The organism is Pseudomonas sp. 50_B (assembly GCF_017491625.1).
Classification (GTDB): Bacteria; Pseudomonadota; Gammaproteobacteria; order Pseudomonadales; family Pseudomonadaceae; genus Aquipseudomonas; species Aquipseudomonas danubii.
Genome location: NZ_JAFGYX010000016.1, coordinates 13333 through 27203, shown reverse-complemented (window position 1 = coordinate 27203; position 13871 = coordinate 13333). Strand labels below are relative to the sequence as shown.

General features: G+C 66.8%; 11 protein-coding genes. 4 read left to right on the top strand and 7 right to left on the bottom strand.

What is annotated here, in order from left to right; genetic code table 11:
- Positions 1-12: 12 nt before the first annotated feature.
- The 4 genes from J5M73_RS21390 to J5M73_RS21375 are packed head-to-tail and all read left to right on the top strand — an operon-like array spanning position 13 to position 5692.
- Positions 13-2112 carry an acetate--CoA ligase family protein gene (locus J5M73_RS21390; protein ID WP_102864533.1) on the top strand — a complete coding sequence of 700 codons (2100 nt, stop codon included), beginning with the start codon at positions 13-15 and terminating at the stop codon, positions 2110-2112.
- Positions 2113-2122: 10 nt separating this feature from the next.
- Entirely contained in the window at positions 2123-3730 is a 1608-nt protein-coding gene (locus tag J5M73_RS21385) for a 5-guanidino-2-oxopentanoate decarboxylase (protein ID WP_102864534.1), read from the top strand.
- Positions 3731-3757: 27 nt separating this feature from the next.
- A complete protein-coding gene (locus J5M73_RS21380) occupies positions 3758-4966 on the top strand; it encodes a pyridoxal phosphate-dependent aminotransferase (protein ID WP_102864535.1) in 1209 nt (402 codons plus the stop codon).
- Between the two features lie 9 nt (positions 4967-4975).
- Positions 4976-5692 (top strand): NAD(P)H-dependent oxidoreductase, encoded by a 717-nt coding sequence (locus J5M73_RS21375; protein ID WP_102864536.1) that lies wholly within the window; start codon positions 4976-4978, stop codon positions 5690-5692.
- 605 nt (positions 5693-6297) lie between these two features.
- Here J5M73_RS21375 and J5M73_RS21370 read toward each other — a convergent pair.
- From J5M73_RS21370 to J5M73_RS21340, 7 genes are all read right to left on the bottom strand, one after another.
- Complete coding sequence (locus J5M73_RS21370; protein WP_207816092.1) at positions 6298-7083, bottom strand: hypothetical protein; 786 nt, start codon at positions 7081-7083, stop codon at positions 6298-6300.
- Between the two features lie 74 nt (positions 7084-7157).
- The gene (locus tag J5M73_RS21365; protein WP_060839003.1) at positions 7158-7508 is read right to left on the bottom strand and encodes a DUF2493 domain-containing protein; all 351 of its coding nucleotides are present in this window, start codon (positions 7506-7508) and stop codon (positions 7158-7160) included.
- Positions 7496-9211, bottom strand: a complete 1716-nt coding sequence (locus tag J5M73_RS21360; protein ID WP_207816091.1) for a Na/Pi cotransporter family protein — start codon at positions 9209-9211, stop codon at positions 7496-7498. Before J5M73_RS21360 ends, J5M73_RS21365 begins: the two co-directional genes overlap by 13 nt.
- Positions 9212-9238: 27 nt before the next feature.
- Positions 9239-9439, bottom strand: coding sequence for a hypothetical protein (locus tag J5M73_RS21355; protein ID WP_102864539.1), 201 nt, complete (start codon positions 9437-9439; stop codon positions 9239-9241).
- A gap of 138 nt (positions 9440-9577) precedes the next feature.
- Complete coding sequence (gene mgtA, locus J5M73_RS21350) at positions 9578-12289, bottom strand: magnesium-translocating P-type ATPase (RefSeq protein ID WP_102864540.1); 2712 nt, start codon at positions 12287-12289, stop codon at positions 9578-9580.
- 285 nt (positions 12290-12574) lie between these two features.
- The gene (locus J5M73_RS21345) at positions 12575-12865 is read right to left on the bottom strand and encodes a hypothetical protein (protein ID WP_102864541.1); all 291 of its coding nucleotides are present in this window, start codon (positions 12863-12865) and stop codon (positions 12575-12577) included.
- A gap of 403 nt (positions 12866-13268) precedes the next feature.
- Positions 13269-13619 (bottom strand): hypothetical protein, encoded by a 351-nt coding sequence (locus J5M73_RS21340; RefSeq protein WP_102864542.1) that lies wholly within the window; start codon positions 13617-13619, stop codon positions 13269-13271.
- Positions 13620-13871 lie beyond the last annotated feature (252 nt).

Genomic DNA, 13871 nt, shown 5'->3' with positions numbered 1-13871 from the left:
AGAACTGCCGTCATGTCCCAGACTCTTCGTGACAACCTCAAGCGCCTGCTGGCGCCCCGGCATCTGGCCTTTGTCGGCGGGCGCAGCATGGCCCGGGCCCTCAAGCGCTGCGCCGAAGGCGGGTTTGCCGGGCCCATGTGGCTGGTCAACCCGCAGCATGCCGAGCTCGATGGCGTGCCCTGCGTGGCCAGCATCGATCAACTGCCCTGCGGCCCGGACGCGGTGTTCGTCGCCACCAACCGCGAGCTGACCCTGACTTGCGTCGGGGAACTGGCGGCCAAGGGCGCCGGCGGGGCGATCTGCTACGCCTCGGGCTTTGCCGAAACCGGCGCCCAGGGCCAGGCCCTGCAACGGCAACTGCTTGCGGCCGCCGGCGACATGGCGCTGCTGGGCCCCAACTGCTACGGCCTGCTGGACTACCTGCACAGCGCCGCGCTGTGGCCGGTGGCCCATGGTGGCAAGCCGGTGGAGCGGGGCGTGGCGGTGCTGACCCAGAGCGGCAACTTCGCCTACAACCTGTCCATGAGCGATCGCTCGCTGCCGGTGGCCTACATGGCCTCGGTGGGCAATCAGGCGCAGTTGGGCATTGCCGAGCTGATGGACGTGCTGCTGGACGAACCCCGGGTCACCGCCATCGGCCTGCACCTGGAAGGCCTGAAGAATGTGCCAGGGTTTGCCCGGGCGGCGCACAAGGCCCTGGAGAAGGGCATTCCGATCATCGCCCTGAAGACCGGGGTGTCGCAGATCGGCGCCGAGCTGGCCTTGAGTCACACCAGTTCGCTGTCGGGATCGGACGCGCTGTACGACGCACTGTTCCAGCGCCTGGGGGTGATCCGGGTCAGCGGCCCGGTGAGTTTTGTCGAGACCTTGAAGGCCGCCTCCTGCGGGCAGTTGCCGGCCGGGCCGCAACTGATGGCCCTGGCCTGTTCCGGGGGCGATGCCGGGCTGATCGCCGACTACGCCGAACGCAACGGCCTGCAGTTGCCCAAGCTTGCGGCCGGGCAATGCGCCGAGCTGGCCCAGGTGCTGCCGGGCTACGCCAATCTGGTCAACCCGCTGGATTTCACCACCGCCATCTGGGGCGACGCCCAGGCCTTGCAAGCCATGCTCGACACGGCCCTGCGTACCCGGGCCGACAGCGCCATGCTGGTGCTGGATTACCCGGCCGAGTTCACCGGCGAGCGCAAGGAATGCGACCTGCTGCTGGAGCTGTTCTGCGCCGCGCTGCAACGCCACGGCCAGCGCGGTTTTGTCACCTCGGCCTTTCCCGAGCTGCTGCCGGCCAGCGCCCGCGAGCGTCTGCATGCCCATGGCATTCCCGCCTTGCAAGGGGTGGAGGATGGCCTGGCGGCCTGGGGCCGGATCGTCGCCTATCAACAGCGGCGTCCAGCGTTGCTGGCCCTGGGCGAATCGGCCCTGGTGCCGCTGTGCCCGCAGGCCCTGCCCGGTGCCGGGGTGCTGCTGGACGAGTGGCAGTCCAAGCAGGCCTTGCGCGGCTTCGGCCTGAGCATCCCGGACGGGGTGCTGAGCAGCCCCGAGCAGGCCCTGAGCGCGGCGGCTGCGGTCGGTTATCCGCTGGTGCTCAAGGCAGTCAGCGCGCAGTTGCCGCACAAGACCGAGGCCGGGGCGGTGGCCCTCAATCTCAAGGACCCTGAAGCCCTGGGCGCAGCCCTGCGCCTGATGCGCACGCGGATCGCCGAGCATGCGCCGGGCGTGGCCTTTGAGCGGGTACTGCTGGAGCCCATGGCCGCGCCGCCCCTGGCGGAGCTGATTGTCGGCATCAAGCGTGAGAACGACTTCGGCCTGGCCCTGGTGATCGGTGCTGGCGGGGTGCTGGTGGAATTGCTCAAGGACAGTCGCAGCCTGCTGCTGCCCACCACCGAAGGGGCGATCCGCCAGGCCGTGCTCAGCCTGCGCAGCGCCGCCTTGCTGCAGGGCTTTCGCGGGCGCCCGACGGCCGATCTTGAAGCCCTGGTGGCGGCCATCGGCGCGGTGGCGGACTACGCCTGCGAACACGCCGGGCAATTGCTGGAACTGGATGTGAACCCATTGTTGGTCGGTGCCCAGGGCACCGTCGCGGTCGATGCGTTGATTCGCCTTGGCCAGGCTTGAGGAGAGAGACATGCACGATCAGACCTTGACCGGTGGCCAGGCCCTGGTGCGCCTGCTGGCCGGCTACGGCGTCGACACGGTGTTCGGCATTCCCGGGGTGCACACCCTGGAGCTGTATCGCGGCCTGCCCGGCAGCGGCATTCGCCATGTGCTGACCCGGCATGAGCAGGGCGCGGGCTTCATGGCCGACGGTTACGCCCGGGTCAGTGGCAAGCCCGGGGTGTGTTTCGTCATCAGCGGCCCGGGGGTGACCAACGTCGCAACGCCCATTGGCCAGGCGTACGCCGACTCGATCCCGCTGCTGGTGATTTCCAGCGTCAACCACAGCGCCAGCCTGGGCAAGGGCTGGGGCTCGCTGCACGAAACCCAGGATCAGCGCGCCATCACCGCGCCTATCACCGCGTTCTCGGCCCTGGCCCTGAGCCCGGAAGACCTGCCGGAGCTGATCGCCCGGGCCTTTGCCGTGTTCGACAGCGAGCGCCCGCGCCCGGTGCACATCAGCGTGCCCCTGGATGTGCTGGCGGCCAGGGTCGCCCGGGACTGGACCGGCGAGGTGCGCCGGCGTCCCGCCCGTGGCCCGGCCGCGGCGGCAGATATCCAGCAGGCGGCGGACAAGCTGCGCCGCGCCAAGCGGCCGATGATCATTGCCGGCGGCGGTGCGCTGCACGCGGCCGAGCAGTTGCGGGCCTTGAGCACACGCCTGGGCGCGGTGTTTTTCAGCAGCGTCGCCGGCAAGGGCCTGCTGCCGGACGAGGCGCCGCTCAATGCCGGGTCGACCCTGTGCGTGGAGCCCGGCTGGCAGCTGATCAGCCAGGCCGATGTGGTGCTGGCGGTGGGCACCGAGATGGCCGACACCGACTACTGGCGCGAACGCTTGCCGCTCAATGGCGAGCTGCTGCGCCTGGACATCGACCCGCGCAAGTTCAATGACTTCTATCCGTGCGCGGTGGCCTTGCACGGCGATGCCCGCGCCACCCTGGACGCCTTGCTGCAGGCCTTGCCACCCACACCGGCCGAAGCCGGGGCGGCGATTCACGCGGTGGCCGATCTGCGCCAGGCGGTGCAGAACGGGCAGGGGCCCTTGCAACAGATCCACCGTTCGATCCTGCAACGCATTGCCGCCGAGCTGCCGGAGCACGGCTTTATCGCCAGCGACATGACCCAGCTGGCCTACAGCGGCAACTACCTGTACCCGAGCCGGGCCACCCGCAGCTGGCTGCACCCCACCGGCTACGGCACCCTCGGCTACGGCTTGCCGGCGGGCATCGGCGCCAAGCTCGGTGCCCCCGAGCGTCCGGGGCTGGTGCTGGTGGGCGACGGCGGTTTTCTCTACACGGTGCAGGAGCTGGCCACGGCGGTGGAGGAGCTGGACAGCCCGCTGGTGGTCTTGCTGTGGAACAACGACGCCCTGGGGCAGATCCGCGACGACATGCTGGATCTGAACATCGAGCCCATCGGCGTGCTGCCGCGCAACCCGGATTTTGCCGCCCTGGCCCGAGCCTTCGGTTGCAGCGTCAGCCAACCCGCCAGCCTCGACGAGTTGCAGCAGGCACTGCGCGACGGCTTTGCCCGCAATGGCCTGAGCCTGATCGAACTCAAGCACGCCTGTGCGCGCTGACCATCCCTTTTTGCCTGGAGCCTGAGCATGCGCTTTTCTCAACTGACCCAACGTATTGCCGGAGACGGCGCCGCCGCCTGGGACATTCATTACCGGGCCCTGGCCAAACGCGAACGTGGCGAAGAGGTCTGGTTGCTGTCGGTGGGCGACCCGGATTTCGACACGCCCCAGCCCATCGTCCAGGCGGCCATCGACAGCCTGCAGGCCGGCCACACCCATTACGCCGATGTGCGCGGCAAGCGCGCCTTGCGCGAGGCCATTGCCCGGCGTCATCAGCAGCGCAGCGGGCAAGTGGTGGAGGCCGAGCAAGTGGTGGTGCTGGCCGGCGCCCAGTGCGCCCTGTACAGCGTGGCCCAGTGCCTGCTGGACCCGGGGGACGAGGTGATCGTGGCCGAGCCGATGTACGTCACCTATGAAGCGGTGTTCGGCGCCTGCAATGCCCAGGTGGTGCCGCTGCCGGTGCGGGCCGAGGACGGCTTTCGGGTGCAGCCCGAGGCGGTGGCCGCACGCATCACCGGCAAGACCCGAGCCCTGGTACTCAACAGCCCGCACAACCCCACCGGCGCCAGCATCCCCCGTGCCACCTGGGAAGCCCTGGCGGCGCTGTGCATCGAGCATGACCTGTGGCTGATCTGCGACGAGGTCTACAGCGAGCTGCTGTACGAGGGCGAACATGTCAGCCCGGCCAGCCTGCCGGGCATGGCCGAGCGCACCGCGACCCTCAACAGCCTGTCCAAGTCCCACGCCATGACCGGCTGGCGCCTGGGCTGGGTGGTGGCGCCGACGGCCCTGGCCGCGCACCTGGAAAACCTCGCCCTGTGCATGCTCTACGGCTCGCCGGAATTCATCCAGGACGCGGCCATCGTGGCCCTGGAGCAACCCTTGCCGCAGTTGCGGGAGATGGCCGAGGCCTATCGCCAGCGCCGCGATCTGGTCTGCGACTGTCTGGCCGATTGCCTCGGCGCCCGGCCGCTGAAGCCGGATGGCGGCATGTTCGTCATGGTCGACATCCGCGCCACCGGGCTCAGCGCCCAGGCCTTCAGCCAGCGCCTGCTGGACGAACAGGGCGTCTCGGTGCTGGCCGGCGAAGCCTTCGGCCCCAGCGCCGCCGGGCATATCCGCCTGGGGCTGGTGCTGCAGCCGGATGACTTGCGCGAAGCCTGCCGGCGCATTGCCCTGTGCGCCGAACACTGCCTGAGCCGCCGCGTTGCCCCCGCCACTTTGCCTACTGTTTGAGGAGTCTTCATGAAGGTACTGATCGTTCACGCCCACCCCGAACCGCAATCCTTCACCGCCGCCCTGCGCGACCAGGCCCGCAGCACCCTGGAGGCCCAGGGGCACCAGGTGCAGGTCAGCGACCTGTACGCGATGAACTGGAACCCGGTGGCCAGCGCCGCCGACTTTGCCGCCCGGGATAATCTGGAGTATCTGGTGTACGCCCTGGAGCAACGCCTTGGGGTGAAGAACGCCAGCATCGCCGCCGACATCCAGGGCGAGTTGGACAAGCTGCTGTGGGCCGACCTGTTGATCCTCAACTTCCCGGTGTTCTGGTTCTCGGTGCCGGCCATGCTCAAGGGCTGGATCGACCGGGTGCTGGTGTCGGGGGTGTGTTATGGCGGCAAGCGCTTCTATGACCAGGGCGGGCTGGCGGGCAAGAAAGCCCTGGTGACCCTGACCCTGGGCGGACGCGAACACATGTTTGGCGAAGGCGCGATCCATGGACCGCTGCAGGACATGCTGCGCCCGCTGCTGCGCGGCACCTTGGCCTATGTCGGCTGTGACGTACTGGAACCGTTCGTGGCCTGGCATGTGCCCTACATCAGCCAGGAGGCTCGCGAAGCCTTCCTGCACCGCTACCGTCAACGCCTGCAGCACCTGGCGAACGACCAACCCCTGGTCTTCCCGCGCCTGGACCAATTCGACGAAGCCCTGCACCCCCTGCCGGCTGATTGCTCCCTGTAGCCGCTGCCGCAGGCTGCGAACGGCCCGCAGGGACGCAGGGTTCTCAAGAACGATAGAGGTTTGGCAGGCGATCGCCAGGCAAGGCCCTGCGGACCTTTGCGCAGCCTCGCTAAAGCTCGGCAGCGGCTACAGGATTCGCCGCGTTTCGTGTAGCCGCTGCCGCAGGCTGCGAACGGCTCCGCAGGAGACGCGGGGATCTCAAGATCGATAGAGGTTTGGCAGGCGATCGTCAGGCAAGCTCCTGCGGACCTTTTCGCAGCCTCGCTAAGGCTCGGCAGCGGCTACAGGATTCGCTGCGTTTCGTGTAGCCGCTGCCGCAGGCTGCGAACGGCTCCGCAGGAGACGCGGGGTTCTCAAGATCGATAGAGGTTTGGCAGGCGATCGTCAGGCAAGGCCCTGCGGGCCTTTGCGCAGCTTCGCCGTGGCTCGGCAGCGGCTACAGGATTCGCTGCGTTTCGTGTAGCCGCTGCCGCAGGCTGCGAACGGCTCCGCAGGAGACGCGGGGATCTTGAGGCTGCCCAAGATCGCCAGGCAAGGTCCTTTGGACCTTTGCGCAGCTTCGCAGGCTCAGCAGCGGCTACAGGGGCGGCGACGCTATGGGGCGCTCAGAAGCGCAGGGTTGCGCCGGTGGTCAGCCAGCGGTCGCGGGCTTCGGTCAGGTGCTGGCCCAGGATCAGGTCCAGGTCCAGGTGCTGGCCCACGTGCAGGCGTGGGCCAGCCTGCCAGCCTTGTTCGCCGCCGCGCTGGCCGTAGCGCTCGGCAATCAGGGTCAGGCTCGGCATGAGGTCGTATTCGACTCCGCTGCCCCAGGTCCAGCGGTGGTTCTGCTCGCCATCGTCGTAGGCGTGGGTCCAGCCGGCATTCAGGTTCAGCCGCAGGCGGTCGCTGGCGCTGAAGGTCAGGGGCAGGGTGAGGTCGCCGCCGTCGAAGCTGTGGTGGCGGTTCAGGGCCCAGTGGGCGGAGCCGGCCAGGGCCAGTTGCAGGCCCAGGTCCGCGCGGTTCAGCAGGGCGATCTTGAGCTGGGGGCTGACCTGGGTTTCGCCCTGGCCGTCAGCCTGCTGGCGCTGTACCGCGGCTCCCACTTGTACCCAGGGCAGTTGGCTGAAGGTGCAGGCCGGGGCGATCACGCTGTTGTGGCTGGAGCCTTGATGCCGGGTGCTCTGGTACCAGGCATCGACGTTGCATTCCCCGGGGGCGTTGATGGCACCGTCATCCACCACGTAGGCGCCGCCGGCGGCCTGGGCCTTGGAGCACAGGGCCAGGGTCGCGGTGGCCCCGGCGGTGAGGGCGAGGAACAGCAGGTTGCGTTTGAGCATGCGGCTTTTCGCGGCAGGCAGGGTGTGGCCCCAGGAGGCGCAACGCGAGGAGCGATGTGGGCGGTGCTTGGACATGGCAGGTCTCGTTCTGTTGGGGCGCCGGACCGTTTGGTTGGGGAGCCGGCGCGGGTGGGTGCTGCGTGGGGTGTTTACTGGGCGTCCACCGATAGGGTCTGGATGCCGCGGACCCGGGCCTGGGCCAGCAGTTCTTCGGTGTCTTCCCCGCCGGGCAGGGCGAGGACGATGTCCGGGCGGCTGTCGGCCAGCATGAAGCTGTTGCGCAGGCGCTCGGCGTGTTTGCCGTGCAGTTGCCAGTTGGGCGGGTAGCGGACGATGTGGGCCCCGGTTTCCCGGGCCCAGTCCTCGATGTGGGCACCGAGGAACTGGCTGCCGCCGTGGATCACCACCCGCACTTCGTGCAGGCGCTGGAAGGCTTCCAGGACCCGGCGGCACAGGCGGCTGTCGGCGTAGTAGCGGCCGGCGCAGATCAGGACGCGCATGGGCTGTCCTCCTTGAGCCCGGCCACGGGGTGCTCGGCGCCGGGCGCTTCGGCCAGGGGCTCGCTGAGGTAGCCGTGCTCGATGTCGCGCTCACCGGCGCGCTCCAGGGCCGGGTAGGCCAGGGCGGCGATGTGGTGGTGGACCCGGCGGTAGTCGCGCAGCAGGCGCTGGAAGATGTCCCCGGACTCGGCCCAGGCGCTCTGGTCTTCGCGCAGTTGGCGAAAGTGCTCGCGGCCGGCGGCGGCTTCCAGGCGCCGCACGTTTTCCTTGCGCGCCAGCAACTGGTGGGCGGTGGGCAGGTCTTCGCGCAGGAACACGGTGATGGCCAGGCTCAGGCTGTCCAGCAACTCCTGGTGCAGTGGGTACAGGGTGCCCAGCTCGAACTCGGAGAAGGCTTCGCCTCGGCGCAGGCGGCGCACCGCCAGTTGCGCCAGGCTGGTGGAAAGAATGTCGCCGGCGTGCTCCAGATTGATCACCAGCAGCAGGATTTCCTGGGAGCGGTCGGCATCCTGGTCGCTGATGCCTTCCTTGCCGATGTCCGCCAGGTAGGCGCGGATCGCCGCGCTGAGCAGGTCCAGGGACTGGTCGATGTGCCGCACCTGCTCGGCATGGGTGATGCTTGAGGTGCGAAACAGCTGCAGCACCCGGTCGAGCATGCTCGAAAGCATGTCGGCCATGCGCAGGGCTTCGCGGGCGGCGTTGGCCAGGCCGATATTGGCCACTTCCAGGCCGGCCTGATCCAGGTACAGCGGCATGCCCGGGTCGGTGACCGGGGCGGGGGCCGGCAGCAGCCGGGTCAGCAGTTTGCCCAGGGGCTGGGTGAAGCCGATGAACAGCAGGGCCAGGACCAGGCTGAAGGCGCTGTGCAGGTAGACCACCAGCAACTCCGGTGCCAGGGCTTGCACTGCGTCCAGGCGGGCCAGGGCGGTGATCCACGGCAGCACCAGGACCACGCCCACCAGGCGCACTAGCAGGTTGCCCAGGGGCAGGCGCCGGGCCACGTTGCCGCTGGCGCCGAGCAGGGATGGCAGGGTGCCGCCCAGGTTGACCCCCAGCACCAGGGCCATGCTGGTGGCCGGCGACAGCAGGCCGGTGCCGGCCAGGGAGGCGATCAGCAGCACCACCGCGACGCTGGAGTGGCACATCCAGGTCAGCAGCATGGCCACCAGCAGGGCCAGCAACAGGTCGCCGTCGAGGCTGGTCATCACCAGCTGGAACACCGGGGTGCTTTCCACCGCGCCCAGGGTGGCGCCGAGCATGCCCAGGGCCAGCAGCATCAGGCCCAGGCCGATCAGCGCGCAGCCGATGCTTTCAAAGCGCGAGTCGTCCCGCAGGCGCAAGGTCAGGAAACCCGCCAGCAGCAGTACCGGGGCCAGCAGCGAGAGGTCGAGGCTGAGCAGCTGGACCACCAGGGTCGAGCCGATATTGGCCCCGAGCATGACCGCCAGCGCCGGGGCCAGGCCCAGGGTGCCGGCGGCGGTAAAGGAGCTGGCCATCAGGCTCACCGCGGTGCTGCTTTGCAGCACGCCGGTGATGCCGACGCCGCACAGCAGCGCCAGCCAGCGGTTGTTCAGGTGTTGTCCGAGCCAGTGCCGCAGCGGGCTGCCGAAGCCGCGCAGCAGGGATCCGGAAATCATCTGCGAGCCCCAGAGCAGCAGGGCGATGGCCCCGGCCAGGTTGATCAGAAGTGTGGTGCCCGACATGAGTGTGCTCCCGGGTCGGTGACGGGTTCAGGCGATCGCCACCCGCAGCGAGGCGCGGGTAATGGCGGCGCTGAAACCCAGCAGAAAACGAATTTCAACCGCGCTCAGCAGGCCGCGGACATACAGCCGGATGCTCACGCGGGTGAGCAGGCGGGCGCTGGTGCACAGGCAGCAGACCAGCAGGGCCTGGAGGCCGCGTTGCACCATGGAAAAAGGCTTGAGATACATGGCGATGCTCCTTTCGGGCGAACAGCGTCGCCGTCGGCAGGGCGCTGGCCGCGCCGACGGTGGCATCGTTGGTCAGGTGTATCGGGCGCGGCCGTCCGAGGGCGGCCGCGCCGGGCTCACGCCCTTAGAACCAGGCCCTTAGAACCACTGCTTGAAGCGGCGGATGTACAGGGTCTTCATGGTCTGGGCGACCACGCAGTAGCTGAGCAGGGTGCCCACCAGCCAAGGGAAGTATTCCCACGGCAGCGGCACCAGGCCGACCATGCTGCCCAGGGGCGAGAAGGGCACGTAGATCCCCAGGGCCATCACCAGTCCCGTGGCCAGCATCACCGGCAGGGCCGCGGTGCTCTGAATGAACGGGATCTTGCGGGTGCGCAGCATGTGCACCACCAGGGTCTGGGACAGCAGCCCCTCGATGAACCAGCCGGACTGGAACAGGGCGGCCATTTCCACGCTGTTGGCGGCGAACACGTACCACATCAGGGCGAAGGTGGTGATGTCGAAGATCGACGAGGTCGGCCCGATCCACAGCATGAAGCGCCCGATGTTGTTGGCGTCCCACTTGCGCGGCTTGGCCAGGTATTCCTTGTCCATCTTGTCCCAGGGCAGGGCCAGCTGGGAGAAGTCGTACATCAGGTTCTGCAGCAGCAGGTGGATCGCCAGCATGGGCAGGAAGGGGATGAAGGCACTGGCCACCAGCACCGAGAACACGTTGCCGAAGTTGGAGCTGGCGGTCATGTTCAGGTACTTCATGATGTTGCCGAAGGTCTCGCGGCCCTTGATCACCCCTTCTTCCAGCACCATCAGGCTCTTTTCCAGGAGGATGATGTCCGCCGATTCCTTGGCGATGTCGGTGCCGCTGTCCACCGAGATGCCGACGTCGGCATCGCGCAGGGCCGGGGCGTCGTTGATGCCGTCGCCGAGGAAGCCCACGGTGTGGCCGTTGGCCTGCAGGGCCTTGAGCACCCGGGACTTCTGCAGCGGGGTGAGCTTGGCAAACACCGTGCGCTCTTCCACCAGGCGCCCGAGCACCTGGTCATCCATGTGCTCGATGTCGCGACCCAGCAGCGGCTCGCCCGCTTCCAGGCCCACTTCGCGGCAGATCTTCGCGGTGACGATGGGGTTGTCGCCGGTCAGCACCTTGACCGTCACGCCGTTGTCACGCAAGGCGGCGATGGCCGGGCCGGCGGTTTCCTTGGGCGGATCGAGGAAGGTCAGGAAGCCCTCGATCACCAGCTCGCGCTCATCGCTGGCGCTGTACTGGTTGCGGGTCTGGCCCTTGGGCAGGTCCCGGGTGCCCACCAGCAGCACGCGGAAGCCGTCGCGGTTGTAGTCCTCGGCCAGTTGCAGCAGGGCGGCGCGGCGCTCGGCGTCGAGGCTCACGGCCAGTCCGTCCTGGCGGACCCGGGTGGCGGTTTCGAGCATTTCTTCCACCGCGCCCTTGCACACCAACAGGTGATCGCCACGGGCATCGGCGAGGATCACCGACAGACGCCGACGGACGAAGTCGAAGGGCAGTTCATCGACCTTGCGCCAGGCGGCGGGCGGGGTGAAGTGCGGGTTGCCCTCGGCGAAGGCGACCACGGCGCGGTCCATCAGGTTCTTCATGCCGCTCTGGTGGTGGCTGTTGAGCCAGGCCAGTTGCAGCACCGCATCGCAGCGGCTGCCGCTGATGTCGACGTGGTGTTCGAGGATGATCCGGTCCTGGGTCAGGGTGCCGGTCTTGTCGGTGCACAGCACGTCCATGGCGCCGAAGTTCTGGATCGCGTTGAGGCGCTTGACCACCACCTTGCGCTTGGCCATGGCCGCGGCGCCCTTGGCCAGGTTGGCGCTGACGATCATCGGCAGCATTTCCGGGGTCAGGCCGACCGCCACCGCCAAGGCGAACATGAAGGCATCGGCCCAGTCGCCCTTGGTGAAGCCGTTGATCAGCAGGACGATGGGCACCATCACCAGCATGAAGCGGATCAGCAGCCAGCTGACGCTGTTGACCCCACGGTCGAAGGCGGTCTGGGTGCGCGAGCCGACGATGGAGCGGGCCAGGGAGCCGAAGTAGGTGCGCCCGCCGGTGGCCACCACCACGGCGGTGGCGGTGCCGCTGACCACGTTGGTGCCCATGAAGCAGATGTTCGGCAGGTCCAGCAGGTCCTGCTGGTCGGCGGCCAGGGCCTGGGCGGATTTTTCCTGCACGGCGCCCAGGGTGTCGTATTTCTCCACCGGCAGGGCTTCGCCAGTGAGCACCGCCTGGCTGATGAACAGGTCGCGGGATTCGATCAGGCGGATGTCCGCCGGGATCATGTCGCCGGCCGACAGCTGGATGATGTCGCCCACCACCAGTTCGCGCATGGGGACTTCGCGAACCCGGGCCTGCATGCCCATCTGCTCGCGGCGCAGCACCGCGGCAGTGGTGCGGACCATGGCCTTGAGGGCTTCGGCGGCCTTGGCCGAGCGGTGTTCCTGCCAGAAGCGCATCAGGCCGCTGGCCAGCACCATCACCAGGACGATGATCACGCCGGTCAGATCAGTTTCTTCGCCGGCTTGCAGCGGCAGCCAGAAGTCGGTGAAGAAACTGATACCGGTCAGGGTCATCAGCACATAGATGAAGGGGTTGTTGAAGGCTTGCAGCAATTGCACCAGGGCGTGAGGCGGACGGTCGTGGGCGACCTCATTGTGGCCGTCGCGTTGCAGGCGGCCTTCGGCGTCCAGTTCAGTCAGGCCAGCGGTGCTGGAGTTGACGTTGGCCAGGGTCACGGCCAGGCCGTTCTGGGCTTCGCGGGCGGCACGCATCGACAGTTTGTTGCTGTCGCGGGTGGCGCTGGTGTTGCGGGAAGTTGTGGTTTTTACAGTCATTGCGTGTGCTCCTGCCGCCTGACTACGGCACGACACAGCGACCACTCAACTAATTAAAGACGAGCGAAAGTATGTCGAGCCGCAGGTTAGCGATCGATACGGATCTTGGCGTTTTTCAGGTTTTAACGTTCGCTGCCCAGACAATGAAGTTGAATGGACAGCGAACCTACTACTGGCCTCTTCCATAACTTTCTCCAGCAAGTTTTATTAACGAGAAGGCAATAAGGCGCCGTCAAACTTCCAAGTAAGAAGTTTGTGTGGAAACAACGGAAAGTGACCGTTGATTTATGGGTAAGTGCGCGCCCCGAGGTACAGGCCGAAGATCAGTCCGGCCTGCTGCAAGAGCAGGGCCGCGCCCCGACTCTGCGGGTCCTGGCTGTCGTCCAGGCTCCAGCGTTGTTGCAGCTGGCCGGTCATCGGGCAGACGCGCCAATTGGCCCGCAGGGCGGTGGCGGCGCAAGGTGAGGATGAGGAGAACGGCGAGCGTGCCAGAGCCTTGGGCTCACGGCACAGCTTGACCCGCATGGTGGCGGCAAAGGCGCGTACGCCGGGCATTACAGAAGATGTGAAGTGCATAACTTGTGCCTCGTGACCGGACTGGTTCCGGGGAGGCAAGTTACGTTGGAGCGTCAAGCCCTAGCGCAGCTCACCCGACCGCGGAGTCGAGTCCCGTCATTGTTCAGGGGTGCCTGGCGCTGCGCAGCGGCAGTGACCAGACAGCGTCTAGATACTGTGTCCATTGGCTTCTTTAGTGAGTTGAAAAAAGGCCGGATTTGCCGGCCCGCGCAATTTACTCAGGAGGGTTCATCGAGTCAAGGTTAAATTGCCCTGAATCGTTGTTCGATGATGAAGTTTCAGGTGAGGTTCAGCTTGAGGGATGAGTGCAGGCGTCGAGAGTGGGAAACATATAAGGGATACAAATAAAAAGTGCCCATGACCGATGGGGCGTCATGAGCACTGAATATAACTTCGCGGATTATCAGTTCAGCAAGTGCCGGGAGATATCCTTGTAAGTGTTGCTGTCGGTGGCGGCCATCAGTTGCCGTCCATCCTTTAAGGTGCCGATGAAGGTCACTTCGTTTTCCGTGCCCGCCATCAGGTAACCGGCAATCGCGCCTACCGGCCCCAGCAGCATGGCGCCGGCCACGCCATAACCGAAGGCGTCCTTGTTGGCGACGGGGCTTTCAGTGGCGATTTCCAGGCTCTTGAAGGCCGATGCCTTGATCTCGACACCGGCGCTGTTGAGCACTGTCTTGAGCCTGAAGGTGCCGTGGCGGTACTCGCCGGCGCCCTGCAGAAAATCGCCCGATAAAACTTCAATATTTGCCATGTTGAATCATCCTTATCCAAGCATAACGAGACGGACCATTGAGCCCCTGGTCAGTGGGGGCGTCAACGGGGTTGCGATGAAGGGTGCTACCGCCAGTCAGCACGCTTCATGTCCTGAGCCTCGGTCAGGATCTCGCGCTCAATGCTGATCCAGATCAGGGCTGTGAAAGGTTGTAGCAGGGGATGGCGACTGGACCTCGATGTTCCGACCAGTGGCGGGCGCGGACCGGAGGCAGCGGGCAGTAAAAAGCGA

Bases quoted from the DNA above. Each gene is read 5' to 3' on its own strand.
- J5M73_RS21365 (WP_060839003.1), bottom strand. From the start codon at position 7,508: ATGCGCGTCCTGATCTGCGCCGGCCGCTACTACGCCGACAGCCGCCTG.
- J5M73_RS21345 (WP_102864541.1), bottom strand. From the start codon at position 12,865: ATGCACTTCACATCTTCTGTAATGCCCGGCGTACGCGCCTTTGCCGCC.
- J5M73_RS21385 (WP_102864534.1), top strand. From the start codon at position 2,123: ATGCACGATCAGACCTTGACCGGTGGCCAGGCCCTGGTGCGCCTGCTG.
- J5M73_RS21390 (WP_102864533.1), top strand. From the start codon at position 13: ATGTCCCAGACTCTTCGTGACAACCTCAAGCGCCTGCTGGCGCCCCGG.
- J5M73_RS21340 (WP_102864542.1), bottom strand. From the start codon at position 13,619: ATGGCAAATATTGAAGTTTTATCGGGCGATTTTCTGCAGGGCGCCGGC.
- J5M73_RS21355 (WP_102864539.1), bottom strand. From the start codon at position 9,439: ATGTATCTCAAGCCTTTTTCCATGGTGCAACGCGGCCTCCAGGCCCTG.
- J5M73_RS21360 (WP_207816091.1), bottom strand. From the start codon at position 9,211: ATGTCGGGCACCACACTTCTGATCAACCTGGCCGGGGCCATCGCCCTG.
- J5M73_RS21380 (WP_102864535.1), top strand. From the start codon at position 3,758: ATGCGCTTTTCTCAACTGACCCAACGTATTGCCGGAGACGGCGCCGCC.
- J5M73_RS21375 (WP_102864536.1), top strand. From the start codon at position 4,976: ATGAAGGTACTGATCGTTCACGCCCACCCCGAACCGCAATCCTTCACC.
- mgtA (WP_102864540.1), bottom strand. From the start codon at position 12,289: ATGACTGTAAAAACCACAACTTCCCGCAACACCAGCGCCACCCGCGAC.
- J5M73_RS21370 (WP_207816092.1), bottom strand. From the start codon at position 7,083: ATGTCCAAGCACCGCCCACATCGCTCCTCGCGTTGCGCCTCCTGGGGC.